25 protein-coding genes are annotated in these 25,105 nt (G+C 62.6%); 8 read left to right on the forward strand and 17 right to left on the reverse strand.

Going from position 1 to position 25,105, the window contains the following annotated elements; translation table 11 throughout:
- Positions 1–24: 24 nt before the first annotated feature.
- A complete protein-coding gene (locus R4P65_RS04915; protein WP_317825656.1) occupies positions 25–474 on the reverse strand; it encodes a nuclear transport factor 2 family protein in 450 nt (149 codons plus the stop codon).
- 138 nt (positions 475–612) lie between these two features.
- Here R4P65_RS04915 and R4P65_RS04920 point away from each other — a divergent pair, with 138 nt between their 5' ends.
- From R4P65_RS04920 to R4P65_RS04945, 6 genes are all read left to right on the forward strand, one after another.
- The gene (locus R4P65_RS04920; RefSeq protein WP_317825657.1) at positions 613–1,335 is read left to right on the forward strand and encodes an IclR family transcriptional regulator; all 723 of its coding nucleotides are present in this window, start codon (positions 613–615) and stop codon (positions 1,333–1,335) included.
- A 131-nt stretch (positions 1,336–1,466) separates the two neighbouring features.
- Entirely contained in the window at positions 1,467–2,432 is a 966-nt protein-coding gene (locus tag R4P65_RS04925) for a pirin family protein (protein ID WP_230815434.1), read from the forward strand.
- Position 2,433: 1 nt separating this feature from the next.
- Positions 2,434–3,180, forward strand: coding sequence for a pirin family protein (locus R4P65_RS04930; protein ID WP_317825658.1), 747 nt, complete (start codon positions 2,434–2,436; stop codon positions 3,178–3,180).
- 114 nt (positions 3,181–3,294) lie between these two features.
- Positions 3,295–4,077 (forward strand): pirin family protein, encoded by a 783-nt coding sequence (locus tag R4P65_RS04935; protein WP_317825659.1) that lies wholly within the window; start codon positions 3,295–3,297, stop codon positions 4,075–4,077.
- Between the two features lie 44 nt (positions 4,078–4,121).
- Complete coding sequence (locus tag R4P65_RS04940) at positions 4,122–5,048, forward strand: hotdog fold thioesterase (RefSeq protein WP_317825660.1); 927 nt, start codon at positions 4,122–4,124, stop codon at positions 5,046–5,048.
- Between the two features lie 66 nt (positions 5,049–5,114).
- Positions 5,115–6,062 (forward strand): intradiol ring-cleavage dioxygenase, encoded by a 948-nt coding sequence (locus tag R4P65_RS04945; protein WP_317825661.1) that lies wholly within the window; start codon positions 5,115–5,117, stop codon positions 6,060–6,062.
- A gap of 13 nt (positions 6,063–6,075) precedes the next feature.
- Here R4P65_RS04945 and R4P65_RS04950 read toward each other — a convergent pair whose 3' ends face one another.
- From R4P65_RS04950 to R4P65_RS04960, 3 genes are all read right to left on the reverse strand, one after another.
- Complete coding sequence (locus tag R4P65_RS04950) at positions 6,076–8,436, reverse strand: excinuclease ABC subunit UvrA (protein ID WP_317825662.1); 2,361 nt, start codon at positions 8,434–8,436, stop codon at positions 6,076–6,078.
- Positions 8,437–8,524: 88 nt separating this feature from the next.
- The gene (locus tag R4P65_RS04955; RefSeq protein ID WP_209909792.1) at positions 8,525–8,935 is read right to left on the reverse strand and encodes a VOC family protein; all 411 of its coding nucleotides are present in this window, start codon (positions 8,933–8,935) and stop codon (positions 8,525–8,527) included.
- A 5-nt stretch (positions 8,936–8,940) separates the two neighbouring features.
- Complete coding sequence (locus R4P65_RS04960) at positions 8,941–9,390, reverse strand: helix-turn-helix transcriptional regulator (protein WP_230815428.1); 450 nt, start codon at positions 9,388–9,390, stop codon at positions 8,941–8,943.
- Between the two features lie 113 nt (positions 9,391–9,503).
- Here R4P65_RS04960 and R4P65_RS04965 point away from each other — a divergent pair, with 113 nt between their 5' ends.
- Positions 9,504–11,462 carry a M13 family metallopeptidase gene (locus tag R4P65_RS04965; RefSeq protein WP_317825663.1) on the forward strand — a complete coding sequence of 653 codons (1,959 nt, stop codon included), beginning with the start codon at positions 9,504–9,506 and terminating at the stop codon, positions 11,460–11,462.
- 71 nt (positions 11,463–11,533) lie between these two features.
- Here R4P65_RS04965 and R4P65_RS04970 read toward each other — a convergent pair whose 3' ends face one another.
- The 13 genes from R4P65_RS04970 to R4P65_RS05030 form a co-directional block, all read right to left on the reverse strand.
- Entirely contained in the window at positions 11,534–11,860 is a 327-nt protein-coding gene (locus tag R4P65_RS04970) for a YnfA family protein (protein ID WP_070795706.1), read from the reverse strand.
- Between the two features lie 16 nt (positions 11,861–11,876).
- Positions 11,877–12,962, reverse strand: a complete 1,086-nt coding sequence (locus R4P65_RS04975) for a sn-glycerol-3-phosphate ABC transporter ATP-binding protein UgpC (RefSeq protein WP_317825664.1) — start codon at positions 12,960–12,962, stop codon at positions 11,877–11,879.
- 15 nt (positions 12,963–12,977) lie between these two features.
- Positions 12,978–14,309 carry an ABC transporter substrate-binding protein gene (locus R4P65_RS04980; RefSeq protein ID WP_214883217.1) on the reverse strand — a complete coding sequence of 444 codons (1,332 nt, stop codon included), beginning with the start codon at positions 14,307–14,309 and terminating at the stop codon, positions 12,978–12,980.
- Positions 14,310–14,346: 37 nt separating this feature from the next.
- The gene (locus R4P65_RS04985; RefSeq protein ID WP_124567764.1) at positions 14,347–15,249 is read right to left on the reverse strand and encodes a carbohydrate ABC transporter permease; all 903 of its coding nucleotides are present in this window, start codon (positions 15,247–15,249) and stop codon (positions 14,347–14,349) included.
- Positions 15,246–16,220 (reverse strand): sugar ABC transporter permease, encoded by a 975-nt coding sequence (locus tag R4P65_RS04990; RefSeq protein WP_317825665.1) that lies wholly within the window; start codon positions 16,218–16,220, stop codon positions 15,246–15,248. Before R4P65_RS04990 ends, R4P65_RS04985 begins: the two co-directional genes overlap by 4 nt.
- Before the next feature lie 74 nt (positions 16,221–16,294).
- Positions 16,295–17,218: a L,D-transpeptidase gene (locus tag R4P65_RS04995; protein ID WP_317825666.1), complete on the reverse strand. Its 924-nt coding sequence runs from the start codon at positions 17,216–17,218 to the stop codon at positions 16,295–16,297.
- Between the two features lie 216 nt (positions 17,219–17,434).
- Positions 17,435–19,117, reverse strand: coding sequence for an FAD-dependent oxidoreductase (locus R4P65_RS05000; protein ID WP_317825667.1), 1,683 nt, complete (start codon positions 19,115–19,117; stop codon positions 17,435–17,437).
- 81 nt (positions 19,118–19,198) lie between these two features.
- Positions 19,199–20,080, reverse strand: a complete 882-nt coding sequence (locus tag R4P65_RS05005; RefSeq protein WP_317825668.1) for a hypothetical protein — start codon at positions 20,078–20,080, stop codon at positions 19,199–19,201.
- Positions 20,081–20,090: 10 nt separating this feature from the next.
- Positions 20,091–20,309: a dodecin gene (locus R4P65_RS05010; protein ID WP_003939815.1), complete on the reverse strand. Its 219-nt coding sequence runs from the start codon at positions 20,307–20,309 to the stop codon at positions 20,091–20,093.
- A gap of 15 nt (positions 20,310–20,324) precedes the next feature.
- Positions 20,325–21,536 (reverse strand): serine hydrolase domain-containing protein, encoded by a 1,212-nt coding sequence (locus R4P65_RS05015; RefSeq protein WP_317825669.1) that lies wholly within the window; start codon positions 21,534–21,536, stop codon positions 20,325–20,327.
- A gap of 109 nt (positions 21,537–21,645) precedes the next feature.
- Entirely contained in the window at positions 21,646–22,161 is a 516-nt protein-coding gene (locus R4P65_RS05020; RefSeq protein ID WP_317825670.1) for a DUF6764 family protein, read from the reverse strand.
- 78 nt (positions 22,162–22,239) lie between these two features.
- A complete protein-coding gene (gene ligD / locus R4P65_RS05025) occupies positions 22,240–23,280 on the reverse strand; it encodes a non-homologous end-joining DNA ligase (protein ID WP_317825671.1) in 1,041 nt (346 codons plus the stop codon).
- Positions 23,280–24,326, reverse strand: coding sequence for an ATP-dependent DNA ligase (locus tag R4P65_RS05030; protein WP_317825672.1), 1,047 nt, complete (start codon positions 24,324–24,326; stop codon positions 23,280–23,282). The genes ligD and R4P65_RS05030 overlap by 1 nt, the downstream gene beginning before the upstream one ends.
- 108 nt (positions 24,327–24,434) lie before the next feature.
- On the opposite strand from R4P65_RS05030, the gene R4P65_RS05035 reads away from it, so the two are divergent.
- Positions 24,435–25,052 (forward strand): hypothetical protein, encoded by a 618-nt coding sequence (locus tag R4P65_RS05035; protein WP_317825673.1) that lies wholly within the window; start codon positions 24,435–24,437, stop codon positions 25,050–25,052.
- The last annotated feature ends 53 nt before the right edge of the window (positions 25,053–25,105 follow it).

Here is a 25,105-nt window from a genome sequence, read left to right on the forward strand (position 1 = left end):
TTGCGCAAGAAACATTTCGGTACTTCAAGCTTGTTCGAACGCTCGGGGCGCGTCGTCGCGGGAGACGGCGCGGCGGGCGATCTTCCACTCCTCACCGACCCGAACCACGTGATCTGTGACAGTCGTCATCCGCAGTAGCCGCGAGTCTCCGCCGCGAGCGGTGGCAACGATCTGCAGGTACCCGTGCACTGTGAGAGCACTCTCGTCCACCACCTCGACGACGAGATTGGTCAGAACGTGACGATGCACCTCGTCGGCAGCTTCCGCCGCAGCGGAGAAACGAGCAGCAAAAGCCGTTAGGTCGGCGAAACCGACCACGGGTTCCGGATAACTGGGGGAATGAAACTCACCGCCATCGGTGAATGTCTGCGCCCAATCCTGCTGGCGCCCAGAGTCTATGCAATGACTCTGGTGGCCGTACAGCTGATGGATTGCGACAACGTCCTCCGTTGCCACGACGCTGTAGTTGCTCATGAAGGTTCTCTCCGAACACGCTGCGCTGCATCCACCCGAAGGTTGTACAGCTCCGTAAAGTGTGCGATAATCGCACACACTGTGCGATATGTTCAAAGCGTAGGTGGCATACCTCACAAACGTCAAGAAAGGGATTTGATGTCAGAGCTGAGCGAGGAACACCGACCGCGCAAAAGTGCAGTTCAAGTGGACTCGAGCATGTCGAGAACGCTGCACCACGGACTCGAGATCCTGGAACTCCTGACGTCCTATCCACACGGCCTGTCGGTCACCGACATCGCCGACGGAGTGGGAGTCCACCGAACCGTCGCGCATCGATTGATCCGCACACTCGAGGCTCATCACCTGTGCCGCAAGGACTCCTTCAAGCGCGTCACTCTCGGCGCCGGGCTGGTCACCCTTGCCGAACCGGTGGAACAAGATTTGCGCACTCTCGCTCGCCCGATTCTTCAAGAACTCGCCGAGGCCACCGAGGCGACAGCGCACCTGGTTGTCCGCGAGAGCGACACCGAAGTGCGCGCCCTGATGGTGGTCGAACCGCGCAGCGCCAAAGTCCACGTCGCGTTCCACCCAGGGCAGGTTGATCCGATCGACCGCGGCTCCGCCGGGCTTTCCATCCTTGCCTCACTCCCGCCGACGAGTGGGGAACGAGAGGAAGTGACGGCCGCACGCGCACGCGGCTACGCAGTGACCGTCGGGGAGGTCATCCCGTCCGTCCTGGGAATCTCGGCAGTCATCCCCGGCAGACGCCGCGACGCCATTTCCAGCCTCGGAATTTCCGTCTTCGACTCTCAGGACCAAGCAGCGCTGGGCGCCGAGGTCGTGGCAGCCGCAAAAACCCTCGGCAGCATGTTGCGCTGATCCAGGCACCAGGCTGATCCAGACACCAGCCGGGCCCCGGGAATACTCGGGGCTCGACTTTGTTGACTCCTGGTGAGATAGTTGAACACTCAACTACCGGACTTCAGCTTCACGGACACGAGGAGTACGACATGCCTGCTGTGACAGTCGAGAACATCTTGGCCCTGCCCCGCCTCGACGAGCCGGCCGCGTCAGCAGTCGACCGCCCGGTCAAGAGCATCACCACCGCACCGGTCGGATACGAAGGTGAAGGCTTCCCCGTTCATCGCGCCTTCGCGGGCATCGACCTCTCCGCCCTCGACCCCTTCATCCACATGGACCAGATGGGCGAAGTCAACTACGCACCCGGCGAACCCAAGGGCACACCGTGGCACCCGCACCGCGGCTTCGAAACCGTCACCTACATGATCGACGGCATCATGGAGCACCAGGACTCAAACGGCGGCGGCGGCATCATCGGCGGCGGCGACACCCAGTGGATGACAGCGGGTGGCGGCATCCTCCACATCGAAACTCCGCCGGAACACCTCGTCGTCAGCGGCGGCCTGTTCCATGGTGTCCAGCTGTGGGTCAACCTGCCCCGCGACAACAAGATGGCAGCGCCGCGGTACCAGGACATCACCGGCAACAAGGTGGCACTGCTCTCCTCCCCCGACGGCGGAGCCTTGGTACGTGTCATCGCCGGAGACATCGCCGGTAACGCCGGACCCGGTTCGACATACACACCCATCGCGCTCTCCCACACGACCGTGGCCCCGGGTGCGAGCCTGACACTTCCCTGGAACCCCGAGTTCAACGCGATCGTCTACGTCCTCGCCGGCGAAGGCACGGTCGGGGCCGAGCGCCGGCCCATTCGTGTCGGACAGACAGCTGTCTTCGGACGTGGTGACTCCATCACCGTCGCCGCTTCCGATCGCCAGGATTCACGGACCGAATCCCTCGAGGTCTTCATCCTCGGCGGCAAGCCGATCCGCGAACCCATCGCCATGGCCGGGCCGTTCGTCATGAACACCAAGTCCGAGGTCATGCAGGCTTTCGAGGACTTTCAAGCCGGACGCCTCGGATCCATCCCGGCGGCACACGAGACCCTGAGCTGACATGTCGTCGGTAGTCGTCCAACGAGCATACGAACGTGCGCATCTCAACTACGGCTGGCTCACGGCACGTCACAGTTTCCCCTTTGCCGGAAACTTCGATCACGCCGCGTACGCGCACGGACTTCTGTTGGTGAACAACGACGACATCATCGAAGCCGACTCCGGTTTCGACACTCATCAGCACCGCGACACCGAGATCGTGACGTGGGTGCTCAGCGGATCTCTGGTTCACCAGGATTCCGCTGGGCACTCCGGAGTCATCCATCGAGGCCTCGCGCAAAGAATGAGTGCCGGTACGGGAATCCTGCACTCCGAACGCAACGATCGCTGGCGCGCCGACGGCTCACGTGTCACCGAACCCGTTCACCTCGTTCAGATGTGGATACCGCCGGACGAATCCGGAGTGACTCCGAGTTATCAAGAACTCGACATCAATTCCGAACTCGACGCCGGTGGCCTGATCACCCTGGCGTCGGGGATGCCCGCGCATCGTGATCACAGCGCGATAAGCCTGCACAACAAACATGCGGCCCTTCATGTTGCACGCCTCGAGACCGGCGGGTCGGTATTCCTGCCGGACGCACCGTACGTGCACGGCTTCGTCGCCGGCGGCACGGTCGACGTCGAGGGAGTCGGATTGCTCGGTCCGGGAGATTCGTTGCGTCTCAAGGATGCTGGCGGTCAAAGAGTCGAGGGGATCGACGATGCAGAGATACTCGTGTGGGAGATGCACGCGTCGACGAACTGACGACACAACCGAGTACGCCCAATGCTCGGACTACACAGCAGGTTCGTCGTAGGGTGGATTCCGGTAGTGGTGGATCCGGCAGTGATGGATCCCGGTGGCACAGAAGGAGGAGCCATGGCATCTGGTCGAGCACAGGCCCCACAGACGACACCGCACATCGATGTGCACCGCTCCGGTGATCGCTTGAAATCCCGCGTCTCCTGGCTGGATTCGAAGCATTCGTTCTCGTTCGGGCAGCACTACGATCCCGACAACACCCATCACGGATTGCTACTGGTCAACAACGACGACACCGTACTGGCGGGAACCGGCTTCGATACCCATCCGCACAAGGACATGGAAATCGTGACGTGGGTTCTTCGCGGTTCGCTCGTGCACCAGGATTCCATCGGCCACACCGGCGTCATCTATCCAGGGCTCGCCCAGCGCATGAGCGCCGGCACCGGAATCATGCACAGCGAGAAGAACGATTCGTGGCGTCTTGGCGGCGAACAGCATTCCGATCCCGTGCATTTCATCCAGATGTGGGTGGTCCCGGACGAAGGTGGACTGACTCCCGGGTACGAACAACTCGAGATCGACGACGAATTGCTGCGCGGCGGTCTGATCCCGGTTGCCTCCGGAATGGGTCGCTACAAGGATCATTCGGCGATTCGCATCAACAACAAGAACGCCGCCATGCACGTCGCACGCATTCTGCCCGGCACCTCTGTACATCTTCCCAGCGCACCGTTCCTGCACGTCTTCGTCGCGCAGGGCACTGCCGAGATGGAGGGCGTCGGCACACTGTACGAGGGCGATGCCGTCCGGTTGAGCGATTCGGGTGGGCAGCAACTGACCTCCGACGCCGGGGCCGAAGTCCTCGTCTGGGAAATGCATTCCCGTATCGGAGGTTGAGACCCGGTCTCGGCCGGACTGTGCGCCCTGGAGATACTCGACGGATGAGCATCGACAACTCCGCCGCGCCCGTCAAGAAGCTTGACCCCCTCAACACCTTGATGGGTGTGCGTGCCGTGTCGGTTGCGCCCGGGGACCTGGCCTTCGTCCAGTCCGTCGGCCCGCGATTCCACGATCACCGTGGCAAGACCGTGCTCGGTTCCATCGGAGTCATGATCGACGGAGCCATGGGCGGCGCGGTGTACTCGGGACTGACTTCCGGGCATCAGTCCGTACTTGCGCAGGTCACGGTCAGTGCCGGCGCAGACATCCCGGCCCTCGCAGACATCGGTGCCACCGGCACACTCGTCCATCTCGACGACGGCGTCGGTCTGGCATCCGGGCAACTTCACGACGACAACGGCACCCTCCTGGCCGTGATGGCCGGCCGCGCCATGGTGGTCTCGCGTCCTCCCGTCGTGGGAATCGACGACTACGTGGAGGGTGAGCCACTGCCCGTCCCGACGCCGGAAAAGACGAGCAACCTGCGCGGGCTGTCCGGATCCGACGTCGTCGAAGGAATCCGCGACGGCAAACTCGAACGCGGCCCGCTCGCCGGACTCCTCGATCTTGCGGTCGTCGACGTGACCCCGGGTTCCGTCGTGGGCGAGTTCGCCCCGGTCACCTGGATGGCCAACCCACTGGGTGCTGTTCAGGGCGGTGTCCTGATCTCGGCGGTCGATGCCGTCACCGGTCTGGCAGCACAAACCCTGACCAGCATCGATCAGGACTATCGCGTCCTCGACCACAAGATCGACTTCCTGCGCTCCCCCGACATCGGTGGGCCGATCATGCGCGCCGAGGCCGTCGTGATTCGTGCCGGGCGCAGGCTCGCACTGATCGAAACTCGCATCGTCGACGACGGCGGACAGGTCTACGTACGGGCCACCTCGAGCATTCAGATGCTCTCCCAGCAAGTTCACAGCGGATAACCAGTTCCGAACCAGGTCGCCCGTCCACCATTGAGACAACAGCCCACACAATGGAGGTACAGCGGCGTGAACAAAGACATCGAAGCAAGCCGGCTACGCGTGAGCCGTCGACGGGCCCTCGCGCTCGGCGGAACCATCAGCCTGGGCGGGCTCATCGCAGCGTGTTCCGGTAACAGTGGCACCGCCCCGACGACTTCGACTGCGGCTGCATCGACGACAACCACGTCCGGAACTTCCGCCGCAGCCACGTCCGGCGATGTCGTCACCGCACTTCTGGCCAAGGCGCCTCAGTGCGTCATGAGCAAAGAAGAGACGCAGGGTCCCTACTGGTTCGACGTCGACTCCATTCGCGGCGACATCCGCGAAGACCGTCCGGGCACCACACTCCAGGTGGCAATGCGCGTGCAGGACAACAGTCAGTGCAACGTCGACGGCAGCATCGGCGCGGTCTCTAACGCCGTCGTCGAGATCTGGCACTGCGACGCCGGCGGCGTGTACTCCGGTTTCGAATCCGGTTCGCTGAGCGCCAACGGCGGCGGTGGCGGCGGAACTCCCCCGGCCGGCGGAATGGGCGAACCTCCGTCAGGCGCACCCGGTGGGATGGGCGGCGGCATGGGCGGTTCTGGCGAGACGTCGGACGGTTCGTACAGCGTCGGCGACACCGAAGCCACCACCACCGACGACGGCACCTACCTGCGCGGAGCCCAGACCACCGATGCAAACGGAATCGCGCAGTTCACCACCATCTTCCCTGGCTGGTACATGGGCCGCACCACCCACATCCACGTCAAGGTGCACATCGACAAGAAGACGGTCCTGACGTCGCAGACCTTCTTCGACGAGACGCTCCTCGACGAGGTGTACTCGCAGTCCCCGTACAGCGAGCACACCGGTCGTGAGAACAACACAAACAACGCCAGCGACGGCATCTACGACGACACTGGCCTCATGACCGTCGAAAAGCAGTCGGACGGTTCCTACCTCGCCGTCATCAACCTGGGTATAGACGCCTGAAGTAGGAGCCAGGTCAGCCGCCGACGTATGCCGCGAGGTGCTTTCCGGTGAGGGTGGAACCGTCGGCAACCAGTTCCTCGGGAGTGCCCTCGAAGACGATCCGACCGCCGTCGTGACCGGCACCAGGGCCGAGGTCGATGATCCAGTCGGCGTGCGCCATCACCGCTTGGTGGTGCTCGATGACGATGACTGACTTGCCGGAATCGACGAGTCGATCGAGCAGGCCGAGCAACTGCTCGACGTCGGCCAGGTGCAGTCCGGTGGTCGGCTCGTCCAGGACGTACACACCACCCTTCTCCCCCAGGTGTGTTGCCAGCTTGATGCGCTGACGCTCACCGCCGGACAGCGTCGTCAGCGGCTGGCCGATCGTGAGATACCCGAGCCCCACGTCGACCAGTCGTACGAGGATCTTGTGCGCCGCAAGCGTCTTGGCCTCACCGTCGCCGAAGAACTCCTCGGCCTCGGCCACCGACATTGTGAGAACCTCGTTGATGTCCTTGCCACCGAATTTGTATTCGAGTACCTCAGCTTGGAAGCGCTTACCCTCGCACTCGTCGCAGAGAGTGGCAACGCCGGCCATCATCGCCAGGTCGCTGTAGATGACGCCGTTGCCGTTGCACGTCGGGCAGGCGCCCTCGGAGTTGGCACTGAACAGCGCCGGCTTCACGCCGTTGGCCTTCGCGAATGCCTTGCGGATCGGGTCGAGCAGCCCGGTGTACGTTGCCGGGTTGCTCCGGCGCGAGCCACGGATCGCGCTCTGATCGACCGACACCACGTCTTCGCGTTTCGCGAGTGAGCCGTGGATCAGCGAACTCTTGCCCGACCCGGCGACACCGGTGACCACGACCAGGACGCCCAGCGGTACGTCGACGTCGACGTCCTGCAGGTTGTGCGAGTTCGCTCCGCGAATCTCGATTGCCCCGGTGGCTTCGCGCACAGTCTCTTTGATTGCGGCCCGGTCGTCGAAGTGACGGCCGGTGACGGTGTCGCTGGCACGCAAACCGTCGACGGTGCCCTCGAAGCAGACGTTGCCGCCGGCGCTACCCGCGCCCGGACCGAGGTCGACGATGTGGTCGGCGATCACGATCGTCTCCGGCTTGTGCTCGACCACGAGCACCGTGTTGCCCTTGTCCCGCAGGCGCAGCAGGAGGTCGTTCATCCTCGCGATGTCGTGCGGATGCAGGCCGGTGGTGGGTTCGTCGAATACATACGTGATGTCGGTGAGCGAGGAACCCAGGTGACGAATCATCTTGGTGCGCTGAGCTTCACCGCCGGAGAGCGTTCCCGACGGCCGATCGAGACTGAGGTAGCCGAGTCCGATCTCCACGAACGAGTCGAGCGTTTCACCGAGCGTCGTGAGCAACGGCGCGACCGACGGTTCCTTCAGTCCACTGACCCATTCCGCGAGATCGCTGATCTGCATCGAGCAGGCGTCGGCGATGTTGACGCCCTTGATCTTCGACGACCGCGCACCCTCGCTCAGTCGCGTCCCGTCGCATTCGGGGCAGGTGGTGAAGGTGATCGCCCGCTCGACGAAAGCCCGGATGTGCGGCTGCATCGCGTCGACGTCCTTGGCCAGGAACGACTTCTGAATCTGCGGAATCAAACCTGTGTACGTCAGGTTGATTCCTTCGACCTTGATCTTGGTCGGCTCTTTGTAGAGAAGGTCGTTCAGTTCTTTCTTGGTGTACTTCTTGATCGGCTTGTCGGGATCGAAGAAGCCGCAGCCGCGATAGATCCGGCCGTACCAGCCCTCCATGCTGTAACCGGGAACCGTGATCGCACTTTCGTTGAGCGACTTGGTGTCGTCGTACAACGCGGTCAGATCGAAATCGTTGACCGCCCCTCGTCCCTCACACCGCGGGCACATGCCGCCGGTGATCTTGAAGCTGCGACGCTCTTTCGTCTGACGGCCGCCGCGCTCCATGGTGACCGCGCCTGCACCGGAGATGGAAGCGACGTTGAACGAAAACGCCTGGGGCGAACCGATGTGAGGCTTTCCGAGACGGCTGAACAGGATGCGGAGCATCGCGTTGGCGTCGGTGGCGGTTCCGACGGTCGAACGAGGGTCGACGCCCATTCGCTGCTGATCGACGATGATCGCTGTGGTCAAGCCGTCGAGAACGTCGACGTCCGGCCGCGCGAGTGTCGGCATGAATCCTTGAACGAACGCGCTGTACGTCTCGTTGATCATCCGCTGCGATTCCGCGGCGATCGTACTGAACACCAGCGAACTCTTTCCCGAACCGGAGACGCCGGTGAAGACCGTCAGCCTCCGCTTCGGGATCTCGACACTGATGTCTTCGAGATTGTTCACCCGCGCACCTTGCACGCGGATCAAATCGTGGCTGTCTGCGGTGTGCAAGGCAGTCATCGTGTCTCCATCTGTCAGTCGATCGCCGACGGTCTCAGCGCAGTTGACGGTCTCAGCGCAGTTCTTGAATTCAGCGCAGTTCTTGAATTCAGCGCAGTTCTTGAATACGGATCAGGTTTCCCGCTGGGTCGCGGACGGCGCAATCGCGAACGCCGTAGGGCTGCTCTGTCGGTTCCTGGACGACGTCGATGTCGCCGGCCTGAAGCCGCTCGAACGTGTCGTCCAGATCTTTGGTGGCCAGGAGAAGTCCGCCGTAGGTGCCCTTGGCCATCATCTCGATGATGGTGCGGCGCTCCTCGTCGGTGATGCCGGGATCGACGGCCGGCGGATGCAGCACGATGGAAGTGCCGGGCTGGCCGGGCGGCCCCACGGTGATCCAACGCATCCCGTCGTAACCGACGTCGTTGCGAACCTCGAAGCCGAGCGTGTCGCGATAGAAGTTCAGGGCGGCATCAGGGTCGTCCTGCGGAAGGAAACTCGAGTGAATGGTGATGTCCATGGCGATCACGTTAATTGCGGTTGTGGGGTCTGCGCTTCTCGATTCCTGATCGGTCTGGTGACTTGTTTCGACACACAGGACGGCATTCCGGCCGTCGACTGCTCGGCCTCGCGCCGGTAGACACTGGGCGGAACCCCGACCAACTCGGTGAACCGGCTGCTGAAGGTGCCGAGTGAGCTGCAGCCCACTTCGAAGCAGACGTCCGTGACACTCAGGTCGCCGCGGCGTAGAAGCGCCATCGCGCGCTCGATGCGCCTGGTCATCAAGTAGGCGTACGGCGGTTCGCCGTACGCCTGGCGGAATTGACGACTGAGATGCCCCGCAGACATGTTCACTCCCCGCGCGAGCGCCTCCACGTCCAGAGGCCGCGCGTACTCGCGGTCGATACGGTCACGCACGCGTCGTAGTCGCGCGAGGTCCTGCAGGTGCGGATCTGCGGCAGGTCTGCTGGTCACGTAATCGATCGTGCCATGCCATACCGACGTTGCCCAGCGCAATAGTTGAACTGGGGCTTGGAGCGATCATGCACACACCGAGCAGTTCGTCATGATCGTGTAAGGATGGAGAAATGACCACGGCTCATCGCTCAGGCATCGACCTCACCCACCTCGACGGCGACACACGGGCGCAGGACGATCTGTTCGTCCACGTCAACGGAAAATGGCTCGCCGAATACGAGATTCCGGCAGACCGCGCCGTCGACGGGGCATTCCGCACGCTCTACGACAAGGCCGAAGAAGACGTACAGACCATCATCACCGAAGCCGCGGAGTCCAACTCCGCCGCCGGTACCGATGCTCAGCGCATCGGTGACCTGTACTCGAGCTTCATGGACGCCGATTCCGTGGAAGCTGCGGGCCTCAGCCCCATCGACGACGAGCTGGACGCCATCGCAGACGCACCGGACCGTTCGTCTCTCGCCACCGTGATCGGACGCCACCAGCGCGTCGGCGTCGGTGGCGCCATCTCTCACTACGTCGACACCGACGCCAAGAACTCCGAGCGATACCTGATTCACTTCAGCCAGTCGGGCATCAGCCTGCCCGACGAGTCGTACTACCGCGAGGACAATTACGCGGAAATCCGCGAGAAGTACGTCGCGCACATCGACAAGATGTTCACCCTCGCCGGCGTCGGGTACGACGCGCAGCGTGTGTTCGAACTCGAGAAGAAGATCGCGGCCGGGCACTGGGACGTCGTCAAGCGTCGTGACGCAGATCTGAGCTACAACCTCGTGGGCTTCGAGGAACTGACCGAGCAAAACCCCGGGTTGGACTGGGCGGCGTGGCTGTCGGGTCTCGGCGCCGATTCGGAGAAGTTCGCCGAGATCGTCGTCCGTCAGCCGGACTTCCTGCACACCTTCACCGCTCTATGGGCGTCGGAGTCACTCGACGACTGGAAGGCATGGGCGGCGTGGAAGGTGCTTCATGCCCGCTCCCCTTACCTGCATTCGGCCCTGGTGGACGAAACCTTTGCGTTTTACGGCACCACGCTCTCCGGGACGGAAGAGAACCGTGAGCGTTGGAAGCGCGGAGTCAGCCTTGTTCAGGATCTGCTCGGAGAGGCCGTCGGCAAGCTCTACGTCGATCGGCACTTCCCCGCAGAAGCCAAGACCCGCATGCTGGAACTGGTCGCAAACCTGCAGGAGGCGTACCGCCGCAACATCTCCGATCTCGAGTGGATGAGCCCGCAGACGCGTGAGGCCGCATTGGCCAAGCTCGAGAAGTTCACTCCGAAGATCGGTTACCCCGACAAGTGGCGGGACTACGCCGGTCTCGAGATCTCGGCTACCGACCTGGTGGGCAACTACCGTCGTGGATACGCCGCCGAGTACGACCGTGACCTGGCCAAGCTGGGCGGCCCCGTCGACCGAGACGAGTGGTTCATGACGCCGCAAACCGTCAACGCCTACTACAACCCGGGCATGAACGAAATCGTGTTCCCCGCAGCCATTCTCCAGCCACCGTTCTTCGACGCGGCAGCCGACGACGCTGCCAACTACGGCGGCATCGGCGCCGTCATCGGACACGAGATCGGTCACGGCTTCGACGATCAGGGCGCCAAGTACGACGGCGACGGAAACATGGTCGACTGGTGGACCGACGAGGACCGCAGCGAATTCGGCAAGCGCACAAAGGCTCTCATCGAGCAGTACAACGAATTCGAGCCGAAGGAACTGCCAGGCCACCACGTCAACGGCGAGTTCACGATCGGCGAGAACATCGGCGACCTCGGCGGTCTGTCGATCGCGATCGCGGCGTACAAGATCGCGACCGAAGGTACCGAACCGCCGGTCATCGACGGACTCACCGGCTTGCAGCGCGTGTTCTTCGGGTGGGCGCAGGTGTGGCGCACGAAGGCTCGGGAGGCCGAAGCGCTTCGCCGTCTGGCCGTCGACCCGCACTCGCCGCCGGAGTTCCGGTGCAACGGCGTCGTCCGCAACCTCGACACGTTCCACGAGGAGTTCGACGTCAAGCCCGGTGACGCACTGTATTTGGCGCCGGAGAAGCGTGTGAAGATCTGGTAGCAGGGGGGGCAAGCCCCTGTGCGCGCTCGAGGACCCTCTGGACTCCCTGAGCGCGCACGGGGCCGAAGGTCCTACCGGGCGTACATGATCACCCCGACACCGACGAGACAGATCAGCGCACCGGCGATATCGAAGCGATCCGGGCGAAATCCGTCCATCACCACCGCCCAGAGTAGCGACCCCGCAACGAAGATGCCGCCGTACGCAGCGAGGATACGGCCGAAGTTGGCATCCGGTTGCATGGTCGCGACCAGGCCGTAGAGGCCGAGCGAGATGACGCCCAGCCCTACCCAGATCCAACCCTTCTGCTCGCGAATTCCCTGCCACACCAACCACGCGCCCCCGATTTCGAGCAGCGCGGCGAGAACGAACAACAACAGCGAACGCGCGACGGTCATGCCGCACACAGTATCGCTACAGACGGACCCCGGTCTCCGCGGAGAAGAAGTACACCTCACCTGCTTTGGGCAGCAGGTGAAGCGACTCCCCTGGTGACACGGACATCTTCCGGTCAACGCGGATGACAATCCGGCCGGATCGGCTCTGCCACTGGCAATCCGGAGCGCCCTTCGCGTACACGAACGATTCGGCGCCCAACTCTTCGAGCAGGTCGGCGTCCACGGCCAGCGAGCCCTTTCGCCACGCCCCCACCAGATCCCACGACTCCGGGCGGACTCCCACGACTACCCGATCCCGCTCGGACGCCCCGGTGGGCAGCGGAATCCGCAGGTCACCGAGCACTGCGACGGTACCCTCGACCGGCGCTTCGATCAGGTTCATGCCGGGCGATCCGATGAAGGCGGCCACAAATGTGTTGACAGGGTTGTCGTAGAGTTCCCGCGGCTTTGCCACCTGCTGCAAGCGACCGTCCAGCATTACCGCGACGCGGTCTCCCATCGTCATCGCCTCCACCTGATCGTGGGTGACGTAGACCGTGGTGGTGCCAAGACGGCGCTGCAAGGCGGCGATCTGCGACCGCGTGCTGACGCGCAGTTTGGCGTCCAGATTACTGAGCGGTTCGTCCATGCAGAACACCTTGGGATGACGAACAATGGCTCTACCCATGGCAACTCGCTGACGTTGCCCACCGGACAGCTTCGCCGGTTTGCGTCCGAGCAGCGGTTCGAGTTCGAGCATCCGCGCGGCCTCGAGCACCCGCTCTCGGCGCTCGGTCTTTCCGACTCCCGCATTCTGCAGCGCAAAACCCATGTTCTGCTCGACGGTCATGTTCGGATACAGCGCGTAACTCTGAAACACCATGGCGACATCGCGCGCCCGCGGAGCGAGGTGCGTGACGTCCGTGCCGCCGATCTCGATCCGGCCGTCCGACGCGGATTCGAGACCGGCGAGCATTCGCAGGCTGGTGGACTTACCGCAACCGGAAGGTCCTACGAGTACCAGGAACTCACCGTCAGCGATGTCGAGGTCGAGACGGTCGACCGCCGGTCGATCGGTTCCTTCGTAGCGGTGCGTGACTCCCGCGAATTGCACGTTGGCCATGAGTGCTCTCTCCTACTACTTCGGCAGCTTGGGGGTGATCTGCCGGTCGATGATCTGCTGCAACTGGGTGGCAACGCCGGCGAATGTCGATGCGACGTCGGCCTTCTGGAGAGCGATCTGCTCGAGTCCCGTGCCGATGATCTGATCCCCACCCGGGACGAACACGCGTGCGTAGTCCTGCGAGCGCGTACGCGAAAGCTGATCCACGGCGGTACGGGAGTTGGGGTTCGCGTCGAGGAACGCCTTCATGCTCGGCTCCGAGGTTGCCGACTTGCGGACGGGCATGTAGCCGACGTTCTGCGAGAAGTACGCCGTGTTCTCACCATTGGTGATGAAGTCGATGAACTTGAGCGCGTTCTTCTTCCGCTGATCGGAGATCTTCGACGGGATGGCGAGCCCGGCGCCGCCGGTGGGGCAACCGGGAGTTCCGTCCACGGCGGGGAGGAAAGCGGTGCCGAAGTCGAAGTTCGCAGTCTTCTTGATGCCGGACAGATCACCCGTCGACGCGATGGTCGACGCCAGAATGCCGGTACCGAATTCGTTGGCGATGTCGGTGGAGACCGCGGCGTACTTCTTGTCGTGAATCATGCTGGAGAGGAATTGACCTGCGGCAATGGTCTTCTCGTTGTCGAGCTGCAGATTCCACTGGTCGGAGTACGATCCGCCGAAGGTCCAGATGGGGCCTTCGTAGGTCCAGCCGAGGTAATCCTTCGCGTTGCCCCACCCGTGTGCCAATTTGCCGTTGCCCACGACCTTCTGCAGCTCTGGTCCCCACTCGTCGAACTCCTGCCACGTCGCCGGCCCACGGTCGGGAAGACCGGCCTGCGACCAGACCGCCTTGTTGTAGTAGAACAACGGCGTCGACCGTGCGTAGGGAAGCGCGTAGTGCTTGCCCTGGAACAGGTAGTCGGCGAGCAGCGAATCGACGTAGTCGGCCGAGTCGACGCCCACCTCGGAGAAGAGTCCGTCGAGCGGCTCGATCGCTCCGGCCAGTGCGTAGTTGAACCACCAGACATCCGACAGCACAACTACATCGGGCACATCTCCGCCGGAGAGGGCAGCGTTGAACTTTTGTGCCACCTCTTCGTAGTTCTTGCCGCCGTCCACCAAGTTGACCTTCAGGTCCGGGTACTTGGTCTGGAAGCGGTTGATCAGTTCCTTCTCCACGTCGGTGGACTTACCCGGGTGGTTCGACCAGAAGGTGATGGTGTTGGAATCACCGGCAGCACCGGATGTTCCCGCAGCATCAGCGCTCGACCCGCCGGAACCCGCGCACGCGGTCAGTGCGGCGCCGGCGGCGATTGCACCGCCGAGGCTCAAGAATCCGCGCCTGTTCATGTTTGCCATTGCTGCTCCTCGAAAAAGAAATGTGACGGGAAAACTGTCAGCCCTTGACCGCACCGGAGGTGAGGCCCTTGATCATGTGTCGTTGCAGCACAAGGAAAATCACCAGAATCGGCAGCATCGTCAGCACCGTTCCTGCCATGACCGGACCCCAGTTGGTGAGTCCGTCGTTGTTCTGCAGTTGGGTCAATCCGATCGGCAGCGGTGCTACCGAGGAATCGTCGGACATAAGGAACGGCCACAGGTACTCGTTCCACTCGTTGACCACCGTGATGATGCCGAACGCCACCATCGTGGGTCCGGAAACGGGGAGCACCACGCGCCAGAGAAGCCGCCAGTGACCGGCGCCGTCCATCCGCGCCGCCTCGATGATCTCCGAAGGAATCGAGAGGAAGTGGTTGCGCATGAGGAACGTACCGAAGGCTACACCCGCGAGCGGAACTATGATGCCCTGGAACGTGTTACGCCAACCCCACTCTGCCACGAGTGCGTAGTTCGAGATCACGGTGATCTGATTCGGCACCATCAAGGCGGCGATGATGCCGAGAAAGACGAAGTTCTTCCCCGGGAAGCGCAGGAACACCAACCCGTACGCACTGAGAGTGCCCAGAACGAACTTCGCCGCGGACAGAATCGTCGTGATGACTATCGAGTTCCGCAGAAACATCCAGAACGGGACCGATGTTGTTGCTTCGGAGTAGTTCTCGGGATGCAGCGACGACGGCCACCACGTTGCCGGCTGGGTGTAGATCTCCGGCCGCTCCTTGAACGAGGTCATCACGATCCAGTAGAGCGGCAGGACGATGATGATCAGGGCGATCACCATTGCCGCGTACCCGAGGACCTTCACGCCGACCTCACGCCGGTCCACGTTCCTGCGGTCCGGTCCGGGCCGGACGACGGAAGTCGGAGCAGCGCTTTTCTTTTCCTCTACCGCTGTCATTTTTCTTCTCCCCGATCCATGGCACGAACCTGGTAGACGGTGATGATCAGCAGGATCAGGAACATGATGGTCGCAACCGTCGCGCCGTAGCCCGCCCGGAAGTTTCGGAACGTCTCGTTGTACACCTGGTAGACCATGGTCGTCGTCCCTGTCCCCAGCGGGCCACCTCGGGTCATGACGTTGATGATGTCGAAGACCTGGAGCGAGTTGAGCATGACGGTGATCGAGAGGAAGAACGTCGTCGGACGCAACTGAGGCAGAAGAACCCGGCGGAACTTGGTCCACGGCTTAGCGCCGTCGATTTCGGCGGCTTCGTTCAACTCCTGCCGAACTCCTTGCAGCGCAGCAAGGTAGATGACAAACGTGTAGCCGAGGTTCTTCCACATGTACGTCACGGTCACCATGAACAGCGCCCAGTGGGGATCCTGATAGAAGTCGGGCGACTGGAGTCCGACACGGTGCAGGAGATCCTGGATCAGACCGAAGTTGGGGTCGAAGACGAACTGAAACGCGACACCGATCGCTGCACCGGAAATCACGAACGGCGCGAAGATGGCCGACCGGACCAGGTTTCGCCCGACGAGCTTGCGATCGAGCAGCATGGCCAACGCCAAACCGATGACCATCGAACCTACAACGGTGACCAACGTGAATACCACTGTGTTGGTGACGATCTGCCAGGTGCCGCTTCGTCCGAACCACTCGCGGTAGTTGCTCAGCCCGATGAACGTCGCCTTCGGGTCCGCAATGTTCCAGTCGAAGAAAGAAAGTCGGATGTTGTCCACCAGCGGGCGATAAGTGAACAAGATCAGCAACGCGAGATTGGGACCTACCAAGAGCGCAAAGAGCGCGTAGTCACGCCATGGTCTGCCCCACAGACCTGGCTTGCCTGAAGTGGGCAGCGTTCTTTCCGGACTCGATCTCACTGAGGCAGTCTGACCGCCCGCAACGAATGAATGGTGAACGTACAAGACACTCGAGCTGAACGCGACACGAAAAAGGCCCTGCGCGAATACTTCTCGCGCAGGGCCTTCGTCGACTGTGTCTAGCGGTTCCAGTCACCCAATCCGTCGGCGCCGCTGAGGACTCCACCTGCGGTGTTCTGCACGATCACCGGGTCGCCCTTGCCTGCGTTCTCGAAGAACCACTTGGCGTCCTCGGTGCTGACGTTGAGGCAGCCGTGGCTGACGTTGGTGAATCCCTGTTGCGCAACCGACCACGGAGCAGCATGAACGAAGATGCCACTGTAGGAAATTCGCGTCGCGTACTCGACGTAGGTCCGGTATCCCTCGGGAGAATCGATCGGAACTCCGTACGTGGACGAATCCATGTACATGTCGCGCAGCTGCTCGCCGACGATGTACGTGCCGTTCGGTGTTTCGTGGCCCGGCTTGCCGAACGACGTCGGCATGGTGCGCACAACCTCGCCGTTGCGGGTGACGGTGACCTGCTTGGTGTTGTCGTCCGCGACGGTGACGAGCGCATCACCGATGTTGAACGTGGAGTGCGAATCACCGGCGTCGACGGTCACGGAGATGTTCGCCGGCCAGAACTGTGCCGGCTTCCAACGGACCTGGCTGTCGTTGATCCAGTAGAAGCTGCCCTCGACCGGAGGATCGGTGGTTACGCGAATAGCGCGTTCGGCCGTGGCACGGTCGCCGACTGCCTCGTTGAAACGAATGATGATCGGCTGTGCGATACCGACTGTCTCACCGGCAGACGGGTTGAGCGAAAGCGCGGAGAAGTTGGGAGCGCCGATGGGCGCCTGAATCGGTGTACCCGGGATGCCCGGAACCGGAATCGCCGGGTCGAGATACGGCACCCCTGGAATGACGGGCAAAGGAATGTCCGGTCCACCGGGGAAGAGAGGAACGGCCGCGGAAGGTCCGGCGAGAGCAAGGCCGGCAGCCACCGCTCCGACGATTGCCACGGCAACCCGTGACGTCCGACGACCCTGTTTGCTGCCCATGTCACTACCTTCGCTCGACTGACCACGTACTCACGTGGATTTTGCGCGGCCGGCATCGATACCCGCCTGGTACCGATGCCGATGCACCATTCGGACGCACCCGCTGGGAGCACACCTACACACCCGAGCACGCCAAAGAGAGCAAACCGCACATTTCCATAGTCATTAACACACAAAAGCGGCAATCGAGCAATTCGGATGTTCGCCCAAATGTTGCTATCCCTCGCTGCGGGCAGCCGCCAACATGGATTCGATGGAGATGAGTTTGGTTCGCGGTCGCCCGGCGGCGGCACCGGATGCGCGTTCTGCCTTGTCGATACGCTGCCACCCTTGATAGTCCACCTGATCCGGCGACCGGTCTGCCAACAAAACCTGCAACTTGTCGGCATCCTCGGCGGGGGTGGCGAGGCGTCCACCAGCGAAGTCGTCGAAGATCATCGACACGGTCTCGGCGGAGCAGTACTTGTTGGTGCCGATCACGCCAGTCGGTCCGCGCTTGATCCAACCCGCGACGTAGACACCCGGGATCGGCGTGCCGGTCTCGGTGTCGATCACTCTGCCGTTCTCGTTGGGGATCACGCCGCGAGCGTCGTCGAAAGGCAAGTCGGCCATCGGTGTGCCGCGGTATCCAACCGACCGAAGCACCAGTGAAGTGTCGATCGTCTCCTCGGTTTCGGTGGGCCGGGCGGAGAGCTGACCGGTCGGCGTTGCCACCAATTCGTTTTTCACGATCCGCACCTGTGAGACTGCACCGTCGCCGAGGATCTCGACGGGAGAGGTGAGGAACCGGAGAACGATCCGCTTGCGAGAAGGATCTGCGGTACGTGAAGCAAATTCCTGCGCCTGCTTGACCTTGAGCAGGACGGACGGCTCGGCGGCATCGCTGTCCACGAACGCCCGACTGGCCTCGTCGAGTTCGGCTTCGACCGGGTCGACGACTACGTCCACGTTCGCCATCTGTCCTAGCGCCAACAGTTCGGGATTGGTGTACGCGGCCTGCGCCGGCCCGCGACGCCCGAGAATGACGACCTCACGAATCTTGCTGTCACGCAGGGCTTCCAATGCGTGCTCGGCGAGGTCCGTCTTCGCAAGCTGGTCAGGGTCGGTCACCAGGATGCGTGCGACGTCGAGTGCGACGTTGCCGTTTCCGACGATCACCGCTCGCTCGCCGGACAGATCGAAAGTCCGATCGGCGTATCCCGGGTGGCCGTTGTACCAGGCGACGAACTCGGTGGCAGCGTGACTTCCCGGCAGATCCTCGCCCGGGATCTCGAGCTTGCGATCCCCGGCAGCGCCTACCGCGTAGATCACTGCGTGGTGATGGTCCAAGAGTTCCGAATGCGAAATGTGGGTGCCCACCTCGACGTTGAAGTGGCAGCGCACAGTCTTCTTCGCGACGACGGCGCGGAACTGATCGGTGACCCCTTTGGTTCCGGGATGATCCGGAGCCACGCCGGCGCGCACCAATCCGTAGGGAGTGGGAAGTCGATCGAACATGTCGACCTCGACGCGAGGCTTGCCGGTCAGTTCCATCGCCGCGTAGCAGGCGGCCGGGCCGGAGCCGACGATCGCCACTTTCAGCGTTCCCAGTTCGGGATCGATCTTGGCCATCGTGATCGGCTCGGGCCAATCCGGGCCCATCGGATGCTTCTCGAAGTACGACGCGTTCATCTGCAGGTACGGCGCGTCGTCCTCGTCGAGTTCGTTGTCCGGGAAGATCGCCTCGACCGGGCATTCGTCCACACACGCACCACAATCGATGCAGGTGTCGGGATCGATGTAAAGCATTTCGGTGGTCGCGAACGGAGCTTCGTCCGGTGTCGGGTGAATGCAATTGACCGGACACACGTCAACACACGAGGCGTCGTTGCAGCACGGCTGCGTGATTACATACGCCATGACATTCCCCTATCCCTGAAACACGAAGCACGAACTGATTCCCAGACTATAACGTGTTCCAATTTGGCGCGAGAATCGTTTTCAGATCACCCCATTGCGCTTCAGCAGCCATACAGCCTGCACGGTGGCGTGACCTCGCCATTCCAACGCAGCGGCGGGCGAATAGCTGTCGAAATCCACCGCCCAACCGCCGTCGTCATGTTGTCGCGCAGCGAGCGCAGACAGTTCGGACTCGATCACTGATGCCTCGAACAACGCGCGGGTCGGGCCACCGGGAAGCGGTGAGAAATCGAGGGGCCGCATGAACTCGCCCTCGGCTCCCCCGTCCACGTGAACCAGGCCGTCGGCCGGGATTCGTTTACCCAGTGCATTCACCAACGACGACACCTCGGGGGCCGTGCTGTGTACCGCGTCGAGAAACTGCAAGGCAAAGGCCAACTCGAGGGCATGCAGAGAATCCGCCCCGTCGATCGCGTCGAGGCAATATCGAACGGCAGAGGCGAACCACGGATGTTCGGCAACGGCCTCGTCGAATTCGGCGACGCGAGTCGCTGCAGCACACACGATGCTGGTGATCTGCAACGACGGCGTCGTCGGATCCGCATCCACCCAGAAGGGCGCACAACCGGCCGGGTCGGCGATCGGGAAGGCGAACGGCAAACCGCCGCCTGCCAGCGAATTGGCCTGCAACCAATCGCACAGCTCGACCGCTCTGGGCGTCGGCGTTCCGATGTCCGCAAAGGCTTCGAAGGCATGCAGCGCTCCGCCAGGTTGGCTGGTTGCCGAGCGGAGATCCGGTTCGAGTCCCCAGCCGTACCCACCGTCCTGGTTGCGATAACCGTCCACGGCCGCACAAGCCGCGGCCCGGTCACCCTGTCCGAGAATCAAATTCAGTCGATGCCGATCGAGAGTCCTGGCATGTCCCGCCATGAACCCGACGGCCGCCCTGAGATCAACACTCATGAATGACGACTCAAGATTCGTCGCCGTCGAGCCGGAAGCCGACCTTCAACGTGACCTGGAAATGCGCCACGGCGCCGTTCTCGATGTGACCGCGAGTTTCCACCACCTCGAACCATTCGAGGTTGCGCACCGTCTCGTTCGCCCGGGCGATGGCGGTGCGAATTGCCGCATCACTGCTCTCAGTGGACGAGCCGACGATCTCGGTCACCCGGTACACGTTGCTGCTCATGGCATTCCCTTCGTGTCAGATTCGACGAACCAACTCCTGCGCCTCGGCACCGAGCCTCGCAAGGCGAAGATCACCGAGAGCTGTCACAGCACTACCCAACCTGTTGGTCGTGAAACCGAGTGAGAGTCCGCTGGACAGATCCGCGTACGCACCCGAACCGCCGACTCCGTAGTGGCCTATCGCATTACGCGGCTGCCGCCGCGCAGCGATGATCGGCGGGTGGTAACCGAGAGTCCAGTTGGGCCGCACCGCCAGCACGTAGTCCCGATCGCGAGTCTGGATGGTCGACATCTGGTCGATGGTCGATTCCTTCAGGAACCGCTTCCCGTCGATCACGCCGCCGTTCGCAATGGCGCCGTACATCTTCGCGAGAGCACGCGCGCTGAACACTCCGTTCCAGCCCGGCATGACGGCGTCGTGGACAGCCGGGTTGCGCACCATGACGTCGAAACCGTCGGGCATCGCGGCCTCCGCAAGTCCGCGAGTCGGACCTACGTGTGAGAGCACGGTAGAAGCGAAGGCCCAGTTCAGGCCCGCAGGGTTGATGTGTGGGAACAGCTTCGCGATTCGTGGACGCTCGGTTTCGGGTACGCGATACCAGAATTCGTCGACTCCGAGAGGCTTCGCTATTTCCGCTTGTACGACGTCGATGAACGGCTGACCGGACACCCTGGCCACAAGTTCGGCTACCAACCACCCGTAGGTCACCGCGTGATAGCCGGGGCCTCGAAGCCGACGCGAATCCGGCTTCTCGGCAGCCAGGGCGGCAACAACCTCGTCGTAGTCCATCAGGTCGAGGGGATGCGGCATCAGGCCGCGAACGCGGTGAAGGCCCGCTCGATGCGACATCAGTTCACGGACGGTGATCTTGTCCTTGCCAGCCGCCGCGAATTCGGGCCAGTACTGAGCAACCGGAGCGTCGTAGTCGATGAGCCCGCGTTCGGCGAGTCGATGAACGACGGTGCTGGCTACGCCTTTGCCCGTCGAGAAGGACAGCGACACCGTGTCGTGGTCCCAGCGCCGATCACGGTCGGCATTGCCGGCCCAGATGTCGAGCACTTTCTCGCCGCCCAGGTACACGACCAGCGCGCCGCCGCCTTGTTGCGGTTGGCGATACATCGCGAAGAAGCGGTCGGCCAGGGGAAGGAATCGCCGGTCCACGTACAGCTCGGTACGCGAAGGCACCTCCACCCGGGCGAGCGAACCCCGTCGTGCGTTGGGAGTCATCGCGTCCTCCGATCCCCACTGATTCAAGTTGTCCGGTCACCGGATCGGTGGCGGGAGCTTGACACCATTGTGACCACTGTCACGCAAGGGGTTCAGGACCGGGGTGCTCTCACGGGGTGACCCACGTCGAAGTGCCGTCGCTGAAACATCCCTGACCTGTGGCGATATTGAAAACAAGGGTGGGACCACCTGAGCAGATCGCCCCGACGTCCGCGTCACCCACCGCCGCTCTGCCACCAGGCCCACTGAGCACGACGGCAAAGGGCGAGGAGTCGGTGCGGCCGAGTGCCAGCGAACCCGGACCGTACGCAACAGCGGCAAGTAGACCCCCGCGCGACTCCGCCGCAGCGACTCCGCCGAAGAGTCCCACGCCCGCCGACCGGCCACCGTCTCGCGAATCCGCGACGCCGACGCCGTCGCCCTCCACGTGTGAAATCGCGTGGCTGGAGGGATCTGCCACCGCTCGGCACGCGGACGCCCCCTCGACGATCGTCTGATCTTGGCCGCGCGCCGAACAATCCAACGTCGCAGCTGAAGCTGTTCCGCTACCGAGCGACAATCCGAAGGCGGCCAGAACGATGCCGCCCGCCGCCAAACCTGCTGCTCGCTGTTTCCGGCGATCCATATCCAACCCCCACAGTGCATTCGACGTGACCGTACATTCGACGTCTAATCGAATTACCCGATATGTCCGCCTCTGACGCTACCCGTCTTTGTTCTTCCGATCGCGGTCCTTGCTCGGTTGAACACGTTTGGGTTCACCGGGCATTTTGGGATAGTTCGGCGGGTACGGCAGATCGCCAAGTCCCGCCGCCAGATCCTTCTCCCACATCTCCAACAAAACATCGAGGGCAAAGGCCTTGTCGTGCATCGCTTCCATCGGATCACCACGATCGGCGAGCAAGCCGGGAACCGTGGCGATGGTGCAGTCGTCTGGATGCACGTCGCGCAGTTCGCCCCAGGTCACCGGCGTTGACACGGTTGCAATCGGCGTCTTGCGAGCGGAATACGCCGCCGCGATCGTCCGGTCACGGGCATTCTGATTGAAGTCGATGAAGATCCGTTCACCCCGCTCTTCCTTCCACCACGCGGTTGTGGCGCGATCGGCACTACGACGCTCGACCTCACGAGCGAGGGCGATACCCGCGTGACGGACCTCGACAAAGTCCCAGCGCGCTTCGAGCGGGATGTAGACATGAAGGCCTCGGCCACCGGAAGTCTTGGGGAATCCCTCCAACCCCAGCTCGTCGAGCAGGGGACGAAGAACCTCGTCCGCGATGGCAACGGCCTCGTCGAACCCGGTTCCCGGTTGCGGATCGAGATCGATGCGGAGTTCGTCCGGGTGGTCGGTGTCCGGGCACCGCACGGCCCACGGATGAAAGGTGACGGTCCCGAGATTTGCAGCCCACACGATGTTCGCGGCACTGCGCACTCGAAGGACATCGGCCTTGCGGCCGGAAGGGAACGTGACCTCGCAGGACTCGACGTGCTCGGGCCGCTTTGCCGGCAGCCGCTTCTGGTAGACCTCTTCGCCCTCGATGCCGTCGGGAAACCGCTGCAGATGCGTGGGGCGATCTTGGAGTGCTCGCAGCGCTGCGCCCTGCAGCGCCACCGTGCGGTAGTACTCGACAAGATGACGCTTGGTTCCGCCGTCCTCACCCAGCTGCGGATAGTAGATCTTGTCCGGGCTCGACAACCGGACCGCGATCCCGTCGACGTCCAATTCCTCTGCCGGACTTGCCATCACTTACCACCTGCAAGTACATCCGCGAAGTCGTATCGCACCGGAACCTCCAACTGATCGAATGTGCATTCGTCTGGCACCCTGTCCGGACGCCAGCGCAGGAATCGTGCAGCGTGCCGAAAGCGTTCCCCTTCCATCTGGTCGTATGCCACTTCCAGCACCCGCTCCGGACGAAGCGGAATCCACGAACGGTCTGCGGCAGATCTCCACCGACTGGCCTCGCCCTCGGCCACAACATCGTCCCCGAGCCGCAGAGGTTCGAGCTCGGCCAGCAACTCGATTCTCCGCGCTGCGGTGAAAGCCGACGCGCCACCGACCATCTTCAATTCCGAACCGTCGAACAGACCCAGAAGCATCGACCCGATACCTGGCTGGCTCTTGTGGGGACGGTAACCCAGCAGTACGACATCCGCGGTCCTGGCGTGCTTTACCTTGATCATCTCGCGCTTGTTCGGCAGGTACCGCCCCGCCAGCTTCTTGGCGACAACCCCGTCGAGACCCGCGCCTTCGAAGGTTTCGAACCAGACCATTGCTTCGGCACTGTCTGCCGTCGCTGCTGTCACGTGGCAACTCGGTCCGCCGCCGACGGAATCGAGGAGCAGCGCACGCCGCACACCGAAATCCTCGATCGAGACGTCTCGATCCCCGAGCGCGAGTAGATCGAACCCGACAAACTGTGCGGGCGTTTGTTCCGACAACAATGCAACGCGGCTCGCTGCGGGATGAATACGTTCGGACAATGCTTCCCAGCTCAGGCGCGTCACACCGTCGATTTCACGGGGAACCACCAGTTCGCCGTCCACTACGCATTTCTCGGGCAATTCAGCTTTGACGGCTTCAACTGCTTCGGGAAAATACCGCGCCAAGTCTTTTCCTCCCCGCGACCCGAGCACCACTTCATCACCGTCGCGAAAGATGATTGCTCGAAATCCGTCCCATTTCGGCTCGTACGACCACGTCGGATCCCCGGACTCGGGCTGCTGCGGCACGGTAGCCGCGGCCTTCGCGAGCATCGGGGCAAGCGGCGGCATCAGGGGTAGGTCCACCCACTCATACTGACAGTCCGGTTGGCAATTCGACTACCGATGTATTGGAATAGGTCCCGAACAATCTACGAACCAACAGAACTATCCAGAATAACCAAAGGGGTCCTTATGTCCGGAATCGTCCGGCGACTTTGCACTGCGGTGATCGCAACTTCTGCAATCGCCGCCTTCACCGTCGGTTGCGGTTCCGACATCGAGCCGAAAGCCATCGCGGAATCATCGTCCTCGGTTGCCGATTCGACCACTACCTCAGCGGCGCCGACAACCTCGAAGATCACCGGCCAGGAGGGTTCGGACGACGGCGGCGACGTCGACATCGACGTGTCGATCGGTGACTGCGTCAAACTCGGCGGCACTACGACGGCCGCCGAGATCGACAATGCGGACTGCGGTAGCAAGGAATCCAATTACAAGGTGGTCGCCAAGGTTCCCACCTCTGATCAGTGCGCCTCCGATGTCGACTCGTACTACTACGAGACTCTCGCGGGTGACGAGCAGGGCGCTGTCTGTCTCGACGTCGACTGGGTAGTGGGCGGATGCATGGATCTCGGCAGCGGCATGGACGAGCCTGCCCGCATCGAATGCTCGGACGCCAGCGGCACCAATGTCGTCGAGGTCGTCGAAATTCTGCAGAACTCCACGTCGATCGACGAATGCGGTTCGGGGGCAGACTCGGGATTCGAGCACCCGGAACGTAAGTTCACGGTCTGCGTGGCCACGCTCTGATTCGAGCGTCTCTCCCGAACAAACCTGTGCGCCTTGCCGACCGAACTCGGTTG

The organism is Rhodococcus sp. IEGM 1318, from assembly GCF_033142465.1.
In the GTDB taxonomy this organism is placed as follows: Bacteria; Actinomycetota; Actinomycetes; order Mycobacteriales; family Mycobacteriaceae; genus Rhodococcus_F; species Rhodococcus_F qingshengii_B.

Excerpts from the sequence above, each read along its gene's own strand:
- R4P65_RS04915 (WP_317825656.1), bottom strand. The coding sequence starts at position 474 with ATGAGCAACTACAGCGTCGTGGCAACGGAGGACGTTGTCGCAATCCAT.
- R4P65_RS04920 (WP_317825657.1), top strand. The coding sequence starts at position 613 with ATGTCAGAGCTGAGCGAGGAACACCGACCGCGCAAAAGTGCAGTTCAA.
- R4P65_RS04925 (WP_230815434.1), top strand. The coding sequence starts at position 1,467 with ATGCCTGCTGTGACAGTCGAGAACATCTTGGCCCTGCCCCGCCTCGAC.
- R4P65_RS04930 (WP_317825658.1), top strand. The coding sequence starts at position 2,434 with ATGTCGTCGGTAGTCGTCCAACGAGCATACGAACGTGCGCATCTCAAC.
- R4P65_RS04935 (WP_317825659.1), top strand. The coding sequence starts at position 3,295 with ATGGCATCTGGTCGAGCACAGGCCCCACAGACGACACCGCACATCGAT.
- R4P65_RS04940 (WP_317825660.1), top strand. The coding sequence starts at position 4,122 with ATGAGCATCGACAACTCCGCCGCGCCCGTCAAGAAGCTTGACCCCCTC.
- R4P65_RS04950 (WP_317825662.1), bottom strand. The coding sequence starts at position 8,436 with ATGACTGCCTTGCACACCGCAGACAGCCACGATTTGATCCGCGTGCAA.
- R4P65_RS04955 (WP_209909792.1), bottom strand. The coding sequence starts at position 8,935 with ATGGACATCACCATTCACTCGAGTTTCCTTCCGCAGGACGACCCTGAT.
- R4P65_RS04965 (WP_317825663.1), top strand. The coding sequence starts at position 9,504 with ATGACCACGGCTCATCGCTCAGGCATCGACCTCACCCACCTCGACGGC.
- R4P65_RS04970 (WP_070795706.1), bottom strand. The coding sequence starts at position 11,860 with ATGACCGTCGCGCGTTCGCTGTTGTTGTTCGTTCTCGCCGCGCTGCTC.
- R4P65_RS04975 (WP_317825664.1), bottom strand. The coding sequence starts at position 12,962 with ATGGCCAACGTGCAATTCGCGGGAGTCACGCACCGCTACGAAGGAACC.
- R4P65_RS04980 (WP_214883217.1), bottom strand. The coding sequence starts at position 14,309 with ATGGCAAACATGAACAGGCGCGGATTCTTGAGCCTCGGCGGTGCAATC.
- R4P65_RS04985 (WP_124567764.1), bottom strand. The coding sequence starts at position 15,249 with ATGACAGCGGTAGAGGAAAAGAAAAGCGCTGCTCCGACTTCCGTCGTC.
- R4P65_RS04995 (WP_317825666.1), bottom strand. The coding sequence starts at position 17,218 with ATGGGCAGCAAACAGGGTCGTCGGACGTCACGGGTTGCCGTGGCAATC.
- R4P65_RS05000 (WP_317825667.1), bottom strand. The coding sequence starts at position 19,117 with ATGGCGTATGTAATCACGCAGCCGTGCTGCAACGACGCCTCGTGTGTT.
- R4P65_RS05005 (WP_317825668.1), bottom strand. The coding sequence starts at position 20,080 with ATGAGTGTTGATCTCAGGGCGGCCGTCGGGTTCATGGCGGGACATGCC.
- R4P65_RS05010 (WP_003939815.1), bottom strand. The coding sequence starts at position 20,309 with ATGAGCAGCAACGTGTACCGGGTGACCGAGATCGTCGGCTCGTCCACT.
- R4P65_RS05015 (WP_317825669.1), bottom strand. The coding sequence starts at position 21,536 with ATGACTCCCAACGCACGACGGGGTTCGCTCGCCCGGGTGGAGGTGCCT.
- R4P65_RS05020 (WP_317825670.1), bottom strand. The coding sequence starts at position 22,161 with ATGGATCGCCGGAAACAGCGAGCAGCAGGTTTGGCGGCGGGCGGCATC.
- ligD (WP_317825671.1), bottom strand. The coding sequence starts at position 23,280 with ATGGCAAGTCCGGCAGAGGAATTGGACGTCGACGGGATCGCGGTCCGG.
- R4P65_RS05035 (WP_317825673.1), top strand. The coding sequence starts at position 24,435 with ATGTCCGGAATCGTCCGGCGACTTTGCACTGCGGTGATCGCAACTTCT.